This is a genomic window from Stenotrophomonas maltophilia group sp. msm4, from assembly GCF_032025605.1.
Lineage (GTDB): Bacteria > Pseudomonadota > Gammaproteobacteria > Xanthomonadales > Xanthomonadaceae > Stenotrophomonas > Stenotrophomonas sepilia.
Genome location: NZ_JAVSKK010000003.1, coordinates 712560 through 728454 on the forward strand (window position 1 = coordinate 712560; position 15895 = coordinate 728454).

Genomic DNA, 15895 nt, shown 5'->3' on the forward strand with positions numbered 1-15895 from the left:
CTGACTTGTGTCCGATGCTGCATCACGCGGCACCGGCTATGCTGGTACCACGGCAAGAAGCCATCCGGAGCGTTCCATGAATCAACCCGTGCCCCCGCTGCCCCCGGCGCGTCGCAACCCCGTCGCCAGTTTCTTCATCGGGCTGTGGGACGTCATGAACTTCACCCGCCGGTTGATCCTCAACCTGGTGTTCTTCGGCCTGCTGTTCCTGCTGCTGGTGATGTTCGTCATCGCCGCCGGCATGGGCGCCGGTGCCAGCAAGTCGCTGCAGGACCGCACCACCCTGGTGATCGCGCCGGAGGGCCGCCTGGTCGAGCAGTTCAGTGCCGATCCGGTCAGCCGCGCACTGGCCAAGGCAGTGGGTGACAACGGTGCCGAAGAGATCCAGCTGCGCGATCTGCTGCGGGTGATCGAGTCGGCCAAGGACGACAAGAAGATCGAGCGCGTGGTGCTGGAGCTGGACAAGCTGCAGCCGTCCGGCTTCGCTTCGCTGCGCGAAGTGGCCGCCGCGCTGCAGGATCTGCGTGCCTCCGGCAAGCAGCTGGTGGCCTACAGCGAGAGCATGGGCCAGTCGCAGTACCTGCTGGCCGCGCAGGCCGACGAGGTCTACCTGGACCCGATGGGTTCGGTCGTGCTCGAAGGCCTCGGCCGCTACCGCCAGTACTTCCGCACCGGCCTGCAGGACAAGCTGGGCGTGGACGTGCACCTGTTCAAGGTGGGCGAGTACAAGTCCGCGGCCGAACCGTACGTGCTCGACGCCGCGTCGCCGGCCTCCAAGGAAGCCGACCTGTTCTGGATGAACGATGTGTGGCAGCGCTATCTGGGCGACATCGCCAAGGCGCGCCGCCTGGATCCGGCGCAGCTGGCTGCCGGCATCGACACGCTGCCGGAAGGCATTGCCGCCGCCGGTGGCGACCTGGCCAAGTTCGCGCTGCAGCAGAAGCTGGTGACCGCGCTGAAGACCCGCGAGGAGTTCGAGGATCTGATGATCGAGCGCGGCGTGGCCGACGAAGACGCCGACGGTGGTTTCCGCAACGTCGACTTCGGGCGTTACCTGGCCCTGCTCGACGCGCGCCGCAACCCGGTGGACTCGCGTCCGCAGGTGGCCGTGGTGGTGGCTGCCGGCGAGATCAGCGGTGGCGACCTGCCGGCCGGCCGCATCGGCGGCGAGTCGACCTCAGCGCTGTTGCGCGCCGCGCGCGACGACGACAACGTGAAGGCCGTGGTGCTGCGCGTCGATTCGCCGGGCGGCGAGGTGTTCGCCTCCGAGCAGATCCGCCGTGAAGTGGTGGCGCTGCAGGCTGCCGGCAAGCCGGTGGTGGTGTCGATGGGCGACCTGGCTGCCTCCGGTGGCTACTGGATCAGCATGAATGCCGATCGCATCTACGCCGATCCGTCGACCATCACCGGTTCGATCGGCATCTTCGGCATGGTGCCGAACTTCAGCCGCGCGCTGGACAAGATCGGCGTGCACACCGATGGTGTCGGCACCACCCGTTTCGCCGGTGCATTCGATGTCACCCGCCCGATGGATCCGGCCGTGGGCCAGGTCATCCAGTCGGTGATCAACAAGGGCTACGCCGACTTCACCGGCCGCGTCGCCGACGCCCGCAAGAAGCCGGTCGAGGCGGTGGACGAGGTGGCTCGCGGCCGCGTGTGGAGCGGTGCGCAGGCCAAGGAACGCGGCCTGGTCGATGCCTTCGGTGGCCTGAAGGATGCCGTGGCCGACGCTGCCAGCCGTGCCAAGCTGGGCAAGGCCGACGCTTATCGCGTGCGCTACATCGAGAAGGCGGCCACGCCGTTCGCACAGTTCGTCAGCGGTTTCGCCGGCAGCCGCGCCGGTGCCTGGATGCTGTCCGATTCGGGCATGGCACGGATGATGCTGGCACGCACGATGCCGGAAGTGGATACGCAGCTGCGCTTTGTCGAGAACGCGGCCCGCGAGAAGGGCAATGGCGCACCGGTGAAGGCGCTTGCTTACTGCTTCTGCGGGTTCTGACGGAAGCCATCCACGCAAGGCGTGGAACTACTGGACAGCGAAACGCCCGGCCTTGGCCGGGCGTTCTCGTTCATGGGTCGGATCCCTTGGCTTCGCAAAGGGCTCTGACCCCATAGGCCACTCGTCATCGCGCCGCGTCGGCCTCGGCCTCGGCCTTGCGCTCGCGTGCGGCGGCTTCGTCCACGGCCTTCTGCGCGCCCTTGGCGCGGTCCAGCGGCTCCTGCATCGCACGCGACATCGCTTTGGGTACCGGTGGCTTCTCCGGGTTCGGCGTCGGCGGACGCTGGCAGGCCACCAGCAGCACGATGGCCAGCAGGGACAACGACAGGATCAGGATGCGCATGGCGGTACTCCGCGGTGGGCGTTCGCGCAGTGTCGCATCTCCGGCAACGCCCTGCCGTGAGCGCGTATCCTTGCGGCATCGAAACACAGCGGGCGCGGCCCCGGAGGACACATGACCCAGCAACGGTGGCGCCTGGACGGCCAGACTGCCCTGATTACGGGCGCCAGCGCCGGCATCGGCCTGGCCATCGCGCACGAACTGGCCGGCCTCGGCGCCGACCTGATGATCGTGGGCCGTGACATCGATATGCTGGAGACGGCGCGCGACGAACTGCTGGACGTGTATCCGCAGCACCAGGTGCACGCGCTGGCTGCCGATGTCTCCGATGACGAGGACCGCCGGCAGATCCTGGACTGGGTGGAAGACCACAGCGATGGCCTGCACATCCTGGTCAACAACGCTGGTGGCAACGTCACCAAGGCGGCCACGGAGTATTCCGAGGACGAATGGCGCAAGATCTTCGAGACCAACCTGTTCTCGGCCTTCGAGCTGTCGCGCTACGCGCATCCGCTGTTGGCGCGGCATGCGTCGTCGTCCATCGTCAACGTCGGCAGCGTGTCCGGCCTGACCCACGTGCGCAGTGGCGTGGTCTATGGCATGACCAAGGCCGCGATGCACCAGATGACCCGCAACCTGGCCGTCGAGTGGGCGGAGGATGGCATCCGGGTCAACGCGGTGGCGCCCTGGTACATCCGCACGCGGCGCACGTCCGGTCCGTTGTCGGACCCGGACTACTACGAAGAAGTCATCAATCGCACGCCGATGCGTCGCATCGGCGAGCCGGAGGAAGTGGCTGCCGCGGTAGGCTTCCTGTGCCTGCCGGCGGCCAGCTATGTCACCGGCGAATGCATCGCAGTGGATGGCGGCTTCCTGCGCTACGGGTTCTGATCATGCGGTGGTAGTGCCGGCCGCTGGCCGGCAACCACGGGATCTTCAGGTGATTGCAGTTGCCGGCCAGCGGCCGGCACTACCGCATGGCAGTCACCCCGGTACCGGGCAGTTGCTGGCCTCCAGCACGCCCTGCAACCGTTCGCGTTCGCCCCGGGCCTTGTCGCGGTTCTCCGGCGAGGCGAACCGCTCGCGGCCACGTGCGTCGCGGAAGCGTTGCTGCCAGCTGCTGCAGCGCTGCGCGTCCGGCAGTTCCTCGCAGCGGTCGCGCACCACTTCGCAGCCTGCAGCGTTGACCGGTGTGGCGCCGCCCAGGCCCTGCACGGTCATCAGTTCGCAGCGGCCGGGGGCAGCCTCGTATTCGTGCAGGTAGCCACCGCCCTGGCCGTCGGTGCACTGGAAGATGGGCGGCAGCGGCGGCTTCGGCGGCGCATTGCTGTCCGGCGCGGCATCGGCCTGGCGTGGCAGCGATGCACTGTCGAGTATCAGATCGCCGCCTTCGCGTTCGACCATGCCGGCTTCCATGATCGTGCGTCCTTCGCCGGGGCGGCGGGGGCTGGGCGCGGAAGCCGGCGGCATACCCGCCGCCGCCGGTTCGGGTGGCGACGGCACAGGGGCCGGCGTGGGCGGCGCACTGGCAGCGGCCGGAATCCGCACCACCTGCTGCTTGCTGCCGGCAGGGCAGGGCGTACGTTGCAGGGTGGGCACATCGCTGTTGCTGGAGGTGCAGCGGTAGATCACCCCGTCGTCGGCCTCTGCGTTGCCGGCGAACAGGCCCAGGGCCAGCCAGATCAGGTTCTTCATGCGCACAGCGTACATGCCACGGCAGGTGCTGCGCTCAGCGTTCGCAGTCGCGCGACAGGCGCGCGTCGATACCACGCTGTTCGTTGCTGATGGCGGTGCGTTCACTCTGCAGCGCGCTGTTGTAGCGGCGGTCCAGTTCCCAGCGGCGGTCGCGCAGGCGCGCGCAGACTTCCTGTGGCGGCAGCGCATGGCAGCTGTCGCGGACCAGCACGCTGCCGGCCGGAACCTGTACACCGACACCCACCGCTGGCGGCCGGTAGCCGGTTCCTTCACCGATGGGGGCGCCGACCGGCGTGCCGAAGGCCGGGCGTGGGCCGGGATGGACCGGGCCGTGGTGCCCATGCGGGAGCCAGACGCTGGTCCACAACGGCACCCAGCGCGGATTGCCCTCGTTGTTGTCGCTGGTGTAGCGGCGACCGTCGTCGCTTACGCACTCGTACAACGGTTGTGGTGGCTGGAGGTAGACGTGGCGGACCTCACGATCCCGCATCACCGGAACCTCGTCCGGCCGGGCGGGTGCCGCGTCGCTGCGCACCACCCGGGGGGCCGGGTCGCGCGGGCGCTGCAGGTCACGCACTTCCTGCCGGCCACTGCTGCATGGCTTGTCCTGCAGGGCCACGGCGCCGTTGCTGGCGACACAGCGGTATACGCGCACGTCCTCGGCGGCGGGTGCGGTCCACGGCAGCAACAGGCACAGGCCCAGGGCGGTGCGCAGCAGGTTCATGGCGGCAGGGTGCGTGATTGTCCGCGGCAGTGCAATCGTCGGTTCAGGAGCGCAGCACGTTGCCGCTGAGCGCGTCGCGGATCGGGGTTGGCTGGGCCAGGCCGCCGGTCTCGCCGTCGAGGAGGCCATCGAGCAGGCGCAGCAGGCGCGGATCGAGCTCGGCACGGCTGCGGGCCGGTGGCTCACCGGCCAGGTTGGCGCTGGTGGAGACCAGCGGGCCACCCCAGGCGCGGCACAGGGCGGCGACCAGCGGGTGGGCGCTGATGCGCACCGCGATACCGCTGTGTTCGCCGGTGACCCAGGGCTGCGCGTGCGGACCGGCCGGCAGGATCCAGGTGTTGGCGCCCGGCCAGCTGGCCAGAACCGCGCGCTGGCGGGCGTCGGGCAGCGCCTGCAGGCGGACCCAGCCCTCCAGCTGCGACAGTTCGGCGGCGACCAGGATCATGCCCTTCTCGATCGGGCGCTGTTTCAGCCGCAGCACCGCGTGCACCGCGGCTTCATGTGACGGATCGCAGCCCAGGCCCCAGACCGCTTCGGTCGGATAGGCGATCACGCCACCGGCGCGGAGCGTGGCGACAGCAGAGTTCAGGGTGAGTTCTTTCATGACGGCGACCGGCCCGGCGTGGGCCTCCATTATCCCTCCGCTGCGTGCAGAAGGGGTGGAACGCGCCCGCTCGGTAGTGCCGGCCGCTGGCCGGCATCCGAGGCTTCCAGGTGTTGCCGGCCAACGGACGGCACCGCCTCTCATCCGCGCATGGCGTGGACCTACTTCTTTGCAGCGGTCTTCTTGACGGCCTTCTTCGCCGGTGCCTTCTTTGCGGCAGCTTTCTTCACCGCCTTCTTGGCCGGCACTTTCCTGGCCGTGGCCTTCTTCGGCGCTGCTTCCTTCTTCACTGCAGCCTTCTTGGCCGGCGCCTTCTTCGCGGCGGCTTTCTTGGCGCCGAAGCCCTTGCGCACCGGCTTGCCGGTTTCTTCCATCAGCTGTTGCACTTCGGCCAGGGTCAGCGAGGCCGGCTCGCGATCCTTGGGGATCTTGCCGTTCATCTTTCCATCGCTGATGTACGGGCCGAAGCGGCCGTTCAGCACCTGGATGTCGCTGCCCTCGAACTCCTTGATGATCCGGTTGCGCGCGATCTCTTCCTTCTCTTCGATCAGGAATACGGCGCGGGCCAGGTCGATGGTGTACGGGTCGTCTTCCTTCTTCAGTGAGGCGTAGGTGCTGCCGCGCTTGGCGAACGGGCCGAAGCGGCCGATGCCGACGCTGACCGGCTCACCATTGTCCTCGCCCAGCGCGCGCGGCATCAGGAACAGTTCCAGCGCGTCTTCCAACGAGATGGTGTGCATCGACTGGCCGGGGCGCAACGAGGCGAACTTCGGCTTTTCCTCGGCGTCCTCGGCGGTGCTGCCGATGGCGGCATACGGCCCGAAACGACCCAGCCGCACGCTGACCGGCTTGCCGGTCTTGGGGTCGGTGCCGAGCTCGCGCGCGCCACTGGCCTCGGCGCGGTCGACCGATTCCTTCTTGTCTTCGACCAGTTCCTTGAACGGCTCCCAGAAACGGGCCATCAGCGGGATCCATTCTTCCTCACCGCGCGAGACGGCATCGAGCTCGTCCTCAAGCCTGGCGGTGAAGTCGTAATCCACGTACTGGGTGAAGTGGCTGGACAGGAACTTGGACACCGCGCGGCCCACGTCGGACGGGCGGAAGCTGCGGCCTTCCATTTCCACATACTTGCGGAACAGCAGGGTCTGGATGATCGAGGCGTAGGTCGAGGGACGGCCGATGCCGTACTCTTCCAGCGCCTTCACCAGCGCCGCTTCGGTGTAGCGCGGCGGTGGCTGGGTGAAATGCTGTTCGGCCAGGATGCGTTCCAGCGGGATGCGGTCGCCCGGCTTCATCGCGGGCAGCTTGCGGCCCTCATCTTCGTCCTCGGCGCTCTTGTTGTCCTTGCCTTCCTCGTACACGGCCAGGAAGCCGGGCACGACCACGGTGGTGCCGCTGGCGCGGAACACGTGTTCGCTGCCGGCCGACAGGTCGACGCTGACGGTGTTGAGCGTGGCCGGGATCATCTGGCAGGCCACCGCACGCTTCCAGATCAGCTCGTACAGGCGCCGCTCGTCGTCGGTAAGGAAGCGGGCGACCTGCGACGGCGTGCGCAGGGCCGAGGTCGGGCGCACCGCTTCGTGCGCTTCCTGGGCGTTCTTCGACTTGGTCTGGTAGGTGTTGGGCTGGTCCGGCAGCGAGGCGATGCCGTAGTCGCGGGCGATCACGTCGCGGATTTCCGCCAGCGCGTCCTGCGACAGGTTCACCGAGTCGGTACGCATGTACGAAATCAGGCCGACGGTGCCTTCGTCGCCGATGGCCACGCCCTCATACAGCTTCTGCGCCACCTGCATGGTCTTGCGGGTGGTGAAGCCGAGCTTGCGCGAGGCTTCCTGCTGCAGGGTGGAGGTGGTGAACGGCGGCGCCGGGCGGCGCTTGCGCTCCTTGCTGGCGACGTCGGTGACGTGCAGCGAACCCTGCGCGGCCTGCTGGATGCGCATGCGCGCCGCTTCAGCGGTGTCGCCATCGGTGACGGTGAACTGCTCGAACTTCTGCCCGTCCAGCTTGACCAGCTTGGCATTGAAGTGCTGGGACGGGTGCGCGCACTCGGCAGCGATCGACCAGTACTCGCGGGCGATGAAGGCTTCGATCTCTTCCTCGCGCTCGACGATCATGCGCAGCGCCGGGCTCTGCACGCGGCCGGCGGACAGGCCGCGCTGCACCTTGCGCCAGAGCACCGGCGACAGGTTGAAGCCGACCAGGTAGTCCAGCGCGCGGCGGGCCTGCTGGGCGTCGACGAGGTCGCTGGCGATCGCGCGCGGCTGGCTGATCGCTTCCTTGATGGCGCGCGGGGTGATCTCGGTGAACACCACGCGCTGCATCGGCTTGTCCTTGACCAGCCCGCGCTCCTTCAGGATCTCGGCGATATGCCAGCTGATCGCTTCACCCTCGCGATCCGGGTCGGTTGCCAGCAGGATGTCGTCGGCGCCCTTGGCGGCCTTGGCGATCGCATCGACATGCTTCTCGTTCTTGTCGATCACGTCGTAGTGCATGGCGAACCCGTTGTCCGGGTCGACCGCGCCTTCCTTCGGAATCAGGTCACGCACATGCCCATACGAGGCCAGGACGGTGTAGTCCTTGCCGAGGTATTTGTTGATCGTCTTGGCCTTGGCCGGCGATTCGACGATGAGCAGGTGCTTGGGCATGGCAGCAGTGTCTGTGGGGCGAGCCGCAGGGAAGGGGCCGCTAGGGTGGAGCAAACGGCCGCATTAGTGAAGCGGCCACGGACAAATCAATACGCTGAACGCCCGGTAGTGTGCCGGGCGTTCAGGTTTCACCTTATTAGAGGAATCACGCCCGGCCAGCCCCTGTCAAGCAGCCAGACGTGAGGATGGCCGTTCATGAGGCCATCTTGGCGATGAAGCCGACCGCAGCCACCAGCAGCACCAGGCCCGCCACCGTCAGCAGGCCGGTCAGTACCAGGATCACGATGGTGACCGTACCCAGCTCATGGCGCTGCAGCTGCGGCTGGTCGGTATAGGCCCAGCGGTCGACCACCAGGGTGTCGCAGATCATGTCGTGCAGGCCCTGCTTGCGCTCGGTGAAGGCGGCCATCAGGAAGCCGATGCCCAGGGTGAAGCTGCTCAGCAGCATGGCCCAGTAGCGACCGAAGGCGCGGCCCCGGGTCAGGCGGTCACCGTTGCTGCGCACGACCTTGATGCCGACCGCCATCTTGCCCAGCGTGGCGCCGCCCGGCGAGGAATGGAACCAGGTGTAGTAGGCCACGCCGATGGCCATGTTGATCAGCGCGCTGGCCAGCTGCGCGACGATTTCGATGGAGGTTTCGCCACTGCCCACCGCGCCCATGCTGGCGCCAAGCACCACGCCGATGATGGCGCCGATGATGCCGCCCGGCACGGCCAGCACGAAGTAGTCGATCATGTAGGCCGCGACGCGCTTCCAGAAGCCGGCGTAGACCACCTCGCCGCCGATCACCGGCCGCGCGCCACCGGCAGCGGCGGCGGCCGGGGCGTTGTAGGGCGAGCTGCTGAGCGCGCCCGTGCCAGGCAGCGGCGCAGTGCCGTTGTCGATGGCGGCGTAGTCGCTGCGCAGGTCGAAGCCGCCACTGGCAGTGGCGGTGCTGGCGTCGGCCAGCGTCTGCAGGCCCAGTTCATCGACCACCTGGCGCAGTGCAGCCCACTGGGCCATGCCTTCGCGCCAGACCAGGGTGTCCAGGTTCAGTTCGCCGCGCTGGAAGCGCTGGCGGATCTCCTGGACCGACAGCGGGCCCTGGCGTTGCTGTCCTACGGCGTAGTACCACTCAGTCATTGCATGTTCCCTGTTGGATCGTCCTTGGAGGTGCTGCCGTGCGCGTGGCTTAGCCGCGGCACGACGTCGGCAGGTACTTGTCGTCGCTTTCACCGCTGCATTCCCAGCGGCCGCTGTCGCGATCATATTCCAGCCACAGCAGGTCGCCATCGAGGCTCTTGCCGGGCACGGCCAGCGTTGCTTCGATGCCACAGTGACCGTTGTTGAAGCGGCCGATGTTCACCGCCGACAGGCCGGCCTGGGTGAAGTCACCCGGGGCCGGGAAACCGGCATCGTTGGCGCCGGGGCAGCGGCCTTCATCGTCGGCGAAGTGCTGCACCTGCTGTTTCAGCGGCTGCAGGGCATTGACCGCGGTCGCGATCCTGGCACGCACGGTGTAGTCGTTGTATGCGGGCAGGGCGATCGCCGCGAGGATGGCCATGATCGGTACCAGTACCAGCAGCAGGCCGCCGCCGATGATCGCGGTCAGGGCGCAACCGGAGAGCTTCTTCTTCGGCGGTGGCAGAACCCCGGCTGCCGCTTGGGTGGCATAGGGCGTGGACGGCGGCAGCACAGGCGGCTGCGGCGGAGGGGGGGCCACCGGTTCCGGTTCCGGCTCGGGTTGCTGGGCCGGCGCAGCAACGTCCAGTGCCGGCACGATCAGGCCCAGCTCGTCGACCACGGTACGCAACGGCTGCCATTGCGGCAGGCCGTCGCGCCAGACCAGGGTGTCCAGGGAGATCTGGTTGTTTCGGAACAACTCGACCAACTGTTCCGCCGGCAGCGGGCCTTGCTGCCGGTTGCCTTCTGCATGGAACCACTCGCTCACGGGGACGCTCCTGAATGCGCTATGCCCCCAAGTGTACGGTCAGTGAAGGGGTTCTGGCTCGTCCATGAACATCTGCGTCTCCATCCAGGCATAGGCCGCTTCGGAGCCGGGCTGGTTGAACAGCACCATCAGCACGACCCATTTCAGGTCGTCCAGGTCCAGTTCGTCCTGGTCCAGGGCCATCGCCCGGTCCAGCACCAGCTCGCGCTGGTCGGCGTCGAGGATGCCGTGCTGTTCCAGGTACAGCAGGAAGCCGCGGCATTCCACATCCAGCTTGTCCAGCTCGGGGCCATGGTAGATGCGCACGGGGCCGTCGACCCGCGCCTGGGCCACGCTCGGCCGCTGGGCGGCCAGGGCATCGAGCCAGTCGAACGCCTTGTTGATCTCGGTGGGGCTGAAACCGGCCTGGATCAGGCCGTTCTGCAGCGAATCGCGGTCACGGATCAGGTCCGCATCTTCGCTGAAATAGTGTTCAAACAGGTACAGCAGTACATCCAGGATGCTCTCTTTCATTGCCCCTCGGCCTGCGTCGCGCGACGCTGTGGAGGTGAAGAAACTAGGGAGTTCGACAGTAGCGGCCGTGTACGCACACCACGATTCCCGCCAGTTCCATGGCAAGCAGCATGGAGGACACCTGGGACGCCGTCAATCCACAGCGCGTGATCAGTGAATCCATACCGCTTGGGTTGTGGTCCAGGGCTCGCCACAAGCACTGGTAGTCAGGGTCGTCGGCCCAGCGCGCCGGCAGGAGGGCCGGCAGTGCCTGTTCAGTGGGGGTGACCAGCCGCGATTGCAAGCCCGGCAGCTGCTGGCGAAGGGCGGGGGCGAGCAGTTCCAGAACCTCCTCGGGGCGCTCGACCAGCGCCGCGCCCTCGCGGATCAGGCGGTGGCAGCCCGCCGCGCGCGGGTTGAGCACCGATCCGGGCAGGGCACAGACCTCGCGGCCTGCCTCGGCGGCCAGGCGCGCGGTGATCAGCGCTCCCGATCGCTGCGCGGCCTCGACCACCACGGTGGCCAGCGCCAGCCCGGCTACCAGCCGGTTGCGCGCGGGGAAGTGGCCTGGGCGGGCCGCCGTACCCGGCAGGTACTCACTGAGCACCACGCCCTCGGCGGCGATGCGCGCCTGCAGCCGGGCGTGGCTGTCCGGATAGGCGCGGTCAGGGCCCGTGCCGATCACCGCCACGGTGCAGCCACCGGCCTCCAGCGTGGCCTGGTGCGCAGCCGCATCGATGCCTGCGGCCAGGCCGCTGGTCACCGCCAGGCCCGCCTCGACGAAACAGCCGGCAAAACGCGCGGCCAGTGCGCGCCCGCCCGGGGTGGGGGAACGGCTGCCGACCAGCGCCACCGACGGGCGCCAGGCCAGGCTGGGGTCTCCGGCGACGAACAGCGCCAGCGGCGGGTTGGGCACCTCCAGCAACGAGGGTGGAAAGGCCGGATCGGTGCAGGGCAGCAGGTGATGGTTGTCCTGTTCCAGCCAGCGCAGGGCGGATGCACACGCCCGGGCGTCGGGACGTTCCAGCGCGGCGCATTGCTCCGGCGTGCAGCCGTGCGCGCGCCAGTTCGCCGGGCCTTGCGCGATGGCGGCTTGCGCACCGCCCGCGGCCTGCAGCAGGGCCCGTCGTGGCGCCAGTGCGCCTCCCGCCATCAACAGGCGCAGCAGCGCCTCATATGCATGCGTGGTCATCCCCCACTATCGGCCGCACGCAACAAAGGCGCCCTAGGGCGCCTTCGCATGTGATCGTCAGGTTTTCCCGCAGACGCCTGCCGGGCAGCGGCCGGCACGCCCGGCAACGGTTACTTTGCGTCCGGGTGCAGCGCGTTGTAACCCACCTGCACCGGCTTCACGCCCTGCATCACCAGCGCGTAGCTGACGTTGTCGAAGGTACGGAACACCATCGCGTGCGCGGCATACTCGTCCGGCAGCGAGACCCGGCCCGCGCCGGTGCTGAGCGAGTCGTCCATGCGCGAGGAGCCCGGGTACTTCATGCGGTGCGCCACATGGCGGCCCGGGCGCCACAGCGAGAACACGGTACCGTTGTCCACGCCCTGGGCACGGCCGGCCGAGATCGCGATCACGTCGCGCGGGCCACCGGCGTTGAACATGTCGGTGACGGCCAGCACGCGCACGTCCACACCCTCGACACCGGCAGCGGGTACATGAGGGATGAACTGCAGGTCGTACGGCTTGGCTTCGACCGGCACCAGGCGGTCACCGGCGCGCACTTCGCGGCCGCCGTCGTTCTTGTCCAGCACCAGCGTGGAGGCCTCGACCTTGCCGCCGGCAATCTGGGTGATGGTGCCGGTAGCGACCTGGGCCAGCTCGTAGCCGAGCACGCCACGGCGGGCGTTGGGCGCGTTGTAGGCCTTCCACAGGTTGCCGCTGCCCGGGGTCACGTCGCCATTGGCGGTCAGGTCTTCGGTCGGCTTGGGCTGGGCGTACCGCACGGTCGGGCGTACCACGGCCCAGCGCTGGCCCACCTGGGCATCGGCCAGGCGCACGTAGACGGTGTCACCGCCGGACACGCGCAGGCGGCTGTCCTCCAGGCCGACCACGTAGGGCAGCTGCTTGATGCTGTCGACAACGCTCAGCTGCTTCAGGAACGGCTCGACCTGGGCCAGCGGAATGGCGTCGATCGGGGCCTCCTGGCGCGGGCCGGCCTGGGATACGGTCACCCGGTCCAGGTAGGCCAGGCTCAGCACGTCACCTGGATAGATCAGGTGCGGGTTGGCGATCTGCGGATTGGCTTGCCAGATCTCCGGCCACAGCCAAGGCTTCTGCAGGAAACGTGCGGCGATATCCCACAGCGTATCCCCTTTTCGGACCACATAGGTGTCCGGGTGCCCGCCATTCACTTCCACGGCGGTAGCATAGGCAGCCACGGTCAGCATCGCCGCGGCGACGACCGTACGAAAACGAAGCAACATAGGTGTGAAGCCCTGATTCCCCAACAGGTCCGCGCACTATAGTCCAGAAACCGGGGCGCAAGGCAAGCGTTGGAGCTAGAATCTGCGACGTATGCCGGCGTGCCGGCCCCCTATCCGGAAACAGCCATGGCCCTTCTCCCCATTCTCGAGTTCCCCGATCCGCGCCTGCGTACCAAGGCTGCGTTGATCGACGCCGCCGAAGTCACCACGCCGGCCTTCCAGGAACTGATCGACAACATGTTCCAGACCATGTACGACGCCCCGGGCATCGGCCTGGCGGCCACCCAGGTGGACGTGCACAAGCGCTTCATGGTCATCGATGTCAGCGAAGAAAAGAATGAACCGCATGTGTTCATCAACCCGGAAATCGTCGCCAGGGACGGGGGCCGGGTGTACCAGGAGGGCTGCCTGTCGGTCCCGGGCATCTTCGCCGACGTCACCCGCGCCGACACCATCACCGTGAAGTACCTGGACCGCAACGGCCAGGAACAGCAGCTGGAGGCCGGTGAAGTGCTGGCCACCTGCATCCAGCATGAGATGGACCACCTGGACGGCAAGCTGTTCATTGACTACCTGTCGCCGCTCAAGCGCGAGATGGTCCGCAAGAAGCTGGCCAAGCAGCGCAAGCACGTGGCGTGATCGCCCATCCGGGCCGCCCTTCGGGTGGCCCGTGCCTGCGCGACGCGCGCGGGCTGCACGGCGCCGGCCGACGGCGCCGTTTTCTTTCCTGCACGAATCCATCCTGCAAGTGGGGTAGCCATGAGGATTGTCTTTGCCGGTACGCCGGAATTCGCGGTGTCGTCGCTGCGCGCCGCGGCGCGCCACCACGAGGTCGTGGCCGTCTATACCCAGCCTGACCGGCCGGCCGGCCGTGGCCGTGGCCTGGCACCGTCGCCGGTCAAGCTCGAGGCCGTGGCCCGTGGCATTCCGGTCTACCAGCCCGAATCACTGAAGGACGAGGCTGCACAGCAGCAGCTGCGCGACCTGCAGCCGGACCTGATGGTGGTGGTGGCCTACGGCCTGCTCCTGCCCAAGGCGGTACTGGCGATCCCGACCCACGGCTGCTGGAACGTGCATGCCTCGCTGCTGCCACGCTGGCGCGGTGCTGCGCCGATCCAGCGCGCGATCCAGGCCGGTGACGCAAAGACCGGTGTGTGCCTGATGCAGATGGAAGCGGGCCTGGATACCGGCCCGGTGCTGCTGCACCAGGAACTGCCGATCGCTGCGACCGATACCGGTGGCCAGCTGCATGACAAGCTGGCCGAGCTGGGTGCACAGGTCCTGTCCGACGGCCTGGGCCTGCTGCGGGCCGGCATCAAGCCGATCGCGCGGCCGCAGCCGGAGCAGGGCGTGACCTATGCGCACAAGCTGGACAAGGCCGAAGCCCGTCTGGACTGGGCGCAGGGCGCCGATGTGCTGGCGCGTACCGTGCGTGCCTTCAATCCGTGGCCGATCGCCGAAGCGACGCTGGCTGGCGAACGCGTGCGCATCCATGGCGCGGTGGCGCTGGATGAGGCCCACGGCCAAGCGCCGGGCACGGTGCTGGCGGCCAGCCGCGATGGCATCGACATCGCCTGTGGCCAGGGCGCACTGCGCTTGCGTACGCTGCAGCGCGAAGGCGGCAAGGCGATCACCGCCGCCGACTACCTCAACGCCCGCCGTGATCTGCGCGTGGGAGCATAAGCGGTGTCGAAGCAGAACGATTTCTCCGTGGCCAAGGCGGCGCCGGGCGCGGCCACGCGCATGCTGGCCGCGCGTGTGCTGGCACAGGTGTTCACCCGGGGCCGTTCATTGAAGGCCGAACTGGCCTGGGCGCTGCCGAAGCTGGCCGACAGCCGCGATCGTGCCTTGCTGGAAGCGCTGTGCTTTGCGGTCCTGCGTCGCCGCAGCACCTATGACGCTGCCTTGCAGTCGTGGATGCAGAAGCCGCTGTCGGCGCGCGACGCCGACCTGCGCACCCTGTTGATGGTGGGCTTTGCCCAGCTGGACGTGCTGGAACTGCCGGCGCATGCTGCGCTGTCGGCCACGGTCGATGCCGCGCGTGCGCTGGGCCGTGAGCGCCAGGCCGGCCTGGTCAATGCGATCCTGCGCCGCGCGCAGCGCGAAGGTTTCCCGGAGCAGCCGGCGCGCGATGCCTTCCCGGAATGGCTGGCCGATGCGGTGGAGCGCGATTGGCCGGCACAGGCCGACGCGATCTTCAGCGCCAGCCTGCAACCGGCACCGTTGTGGCTGCGTGCCAACCGCCAGCACGGTGGCCGTGACAAGGCACTGGCGGCACTGGCCGAGGCGGGCATTGCCGCCGAACCCAGCGCGCTCTGCGCCGATGCATTGCGCCTGGCAGCCCCCGTTGCGGTGAACCAGCTGCCGGGTTTTGCCGACGGTGCACTGTCGGTACAGGACCTGTCGGCGCAATGCGCAGCCGACGCGCTGGCGCCCGCGACCGGCGCCCGCGTGCTGGACGCCTGTGCGGCGCCCGGTGGCAAGTCGGCGCACCTGCTGGAACGTGACCCCAGTCTGCGCCTGCTGGCGCTCGATATCGATGCGCGTCGCCTCGCGCGCGCCCGCGATACCTACACCCGCACCGGTGTGGGCGAGGGCGCGCAGACCCGGGTGGCCGATGCCAGCGATCCCGGGGCCTGGTGGGACGGCACGCCGTTCGACGCCATCCTGCTGGATGCCCCGTGCTCGGCCACCGGCGTGATCCGCCGCCAGCCGGACGTGATGTTCCACCGCCGCGCCGAGGACATCGATGCGCTGGTCGGCGTGCAGGCCCGCCTGCTGGAGGCCTGCTGGTCGATGCTGCGCCCGGGAGGCGTGCTGCTGTACGCCACCTGTTCGATCCTGCGCGCCGAGAACGTCGATCAGGTGCGAGCCTTCCTGAAGTGGCATCCGGACGCAGCGGCACAGCCTCTGGATGACACATTCGGCCTCGATTGCGAGGGGATTGCGCGCCAGCGCCTGCCGGGTGGCAACGATGCTGACGGTTTCTTTTACGCGCGTCTGCTAAAAACAGCCTGACCCCGCTGACGTTC

15 protein-coding genes are annotated in these 15895 nt (G+C 68.2%); 5 read left to right on the top strand and 10 right to left on the bottom strand.

Going from position 1 to position 15895, the window contains the following annotated elements:
* The first annotated feature begins 76 nt into the window (after nucleotides 1-76).
* Nucleotides 77-1999 carry a signal peptide peptidase SppA gene (gene sppA / locus ROV93_RS17545; protein ID WP_061478137.1) on the top strand — a complete coding sequence of 641 codons (1923 nt, stop codon included), beginning with the start codon at nucleotides 77-79 and terminating at the stop codon, nucleotides 1997-1999.
* Nucleotides 2000-2123: 124 nt separating this feature from the next.
* Here sppA and ROV93_RS17550 read toward each other — a convergent pair whose 3' ends face one another.
* The gene (locus tag ROV93_RS17550) at nucleotides 2124-2342 is read right to left on the bottom strand and encodes a hypothetical protein (protein WP_072167262.1); all 219 of its coding nucleotides are present in this window, start codon (nucleotides 2340-2342) and stop codon (nucleotides 2124-2126) included.
* Nucleotides 2343-2453: 111 nt separating this feature from the next.
* Between ROV93_RS17550 and ROV93_RS17555 the strand changes: the two genes are divergently transcribed.
* The gene (locus ROV93_RS17555) at nucleotides 2454-3230 is read left to right on the top strand and encodes an SDR family oxidoreductase (RefSeq protein ID WP_014038643.1); all 777 of its coding nucleotides are present in this window, start codon (nucleotides 2454-2456) and stop codon (nucleotides 3228-3230) included.
* A 93-nt stretch (nucleotides 3231-3323) separates the two neighbouring features.
* Here ROV93_RS17555 and ROV93_RS17560 read toward each other — a convergent pair whose 3' ends face one another.
* The 9 genes from ROV93_RS17560 to ROV93_RS17600 form a co-directional block, all read right to left on the bottom strand.
* Nucleotides 3324-4034, bottom strand: coding sequence for a hypothetical protein (locus ROV93_RS17560; protein WP_072167301.1), 711 nt, complete (start codon nucleotides 4032-4034; stop codon nucleotides 3324-3326).
* 34 nt (nucleotides 4035-4068) lie between these two features.
* On the bottom strand, nucleotides 4069-4758 hold the full coding sequence (locus ROV93_RS17565; RefSeq protein ID WP_072167261.1) for a hypothetical protein: 690 nt from the start codon (nucleotides 4756-4758) through the stop codon (nucleotides 4069-4071).
* A gap of 43 nt (nucleotides 4759-4801) precedes the next feature.
* Nucleotides 4802-5392, bottom strand: a complete 591-nt coding sequence (locus tag ROV93_RS17570; protein WP_005419629.1) for a Sua5/YciO/YrdC/YwlC family protein — start codon at nucleotides 5390-5392, stop codon at nucleotides 4802-4804.
* Between the two features lie 131 nt (nucleotides 5393-5523).
* Nucleotides 5524-8007, bottom strand: coding sequence for a DNA topoisomerase I (locus tag ROV93_RS17575; protein ID WP_072167260.1), 2484 nt, complete (start codon nucleotides 8005-8007; stop codon nucleotides 5524-5526).
* Between the two features lie 193 nt (nucleotides 8008-8200).
* Nucleotides 8201-9130 carry an RDD family protein gene (locus ROV93_RS17580; protein WP_061478133.1) on the bottom strand — a complete coding sequence of 310 codons (930 nt, stop codon included), beginning with the start codon at nucleotides 9128-9130 and terminating at the stop codon, nucleotides 8201-8203.
* 49 nt (nucleotides 9131-9179) lie between these two features.
* Nucleotides 9180-9938 (bottom strand): pilin, encoded by a 759-nt coding sequence (locus ROV93_RS17585; protein WP_053496977.1) that lies wholly within the window; start codon nucleotides 9936-9938, stop codon nucleotides 9180-9182.
* Nucleotides 9939-9977: 39 nt separating this feature from the next.
* On the bottom strand, nucleotides 9978-10451 hold the full coding sequence (locus ROV93_RS17590; protein ID WP_005419622.1) for a DUF494 family protein: 474 nt from the start codon (nucleotides 10449-10451) through the stop codon (nucleotides 9978-9980).
* 43 nt (nucleotides 10452-10494) lie between these two features.
* A complete protein-coding gene (dprA, locus tag ROV93_RS17595) occupies nucleotides 10495-11622 on the bottom strand; it encodes a DNA-processing protein DprA (protein ID WP_072167259.1) in 1128 nt (375 codons plus the stop codon).
* A gap of 110 nt (nucleotides 11623-11732) precedes the next feature.
* Nucleotides 11733-12863 (bottom strand): LysM peptidoglycan-binding domain-containing protein, encoded by a 1131-nt coding sequence (locus tag ROV93_RS17600; RefSeq protein ID WP_072167258.1) that lies wholly within the window; start codon nucleotides 12861-12863, stop codon nucleotides 11733-11735.
* Between the two features lie 126 nt (nucleotides 12864-12989).
* Here ROV93_RS17600 and def point away from each other — a divergent pair, with 126 nt between their 5' ends.
* The 3 genes from def to rsmB all read left to right on the top strand — a co-directional run bounded on the left by def (nucleotide 12990) and on the right by rsmB (nucleotide 15881).
* On the top strand, nucleotides 12990-13502 hold the full coding sequence (gene def / locus ROV93_RS17605) for a peptide deformylase (protein ID WP_005419619.1): 513 nt from the start codon (nucleotides 12990-12992) through the stop codon (nucleotides 13500-13502).
* A gap of 120 nt (nucleotides 13503-13622) precedes the next feature.
* Complete coding sequence (fmt, locus tag ROV93_RS17610; protein WP_072167257.1) at nucleotides 13623-14546, top strand: methionyl-tRNA formyltransferase; 924 nt, start codon at nucleotides 13623-13625, stop codon at nucleotides 14544-14546.
* Between the two features lie 3 nt (nucleotides 14547-14549).
* Complete coding sequence (rsmB, locus tag ROV93_RS17615; protein WP_180890722.1) at nucleotides 14550-15881, top strand: 16S rRNA (cytosine(967)-C(5))-methyltransferase RsmB; 1332 nt, start codon at nucleotides 14550-14552, stop codon at nucleotides 15879-15881.
* Nucleotides 15882-15895: the final 14 nt, after the last annotated feature.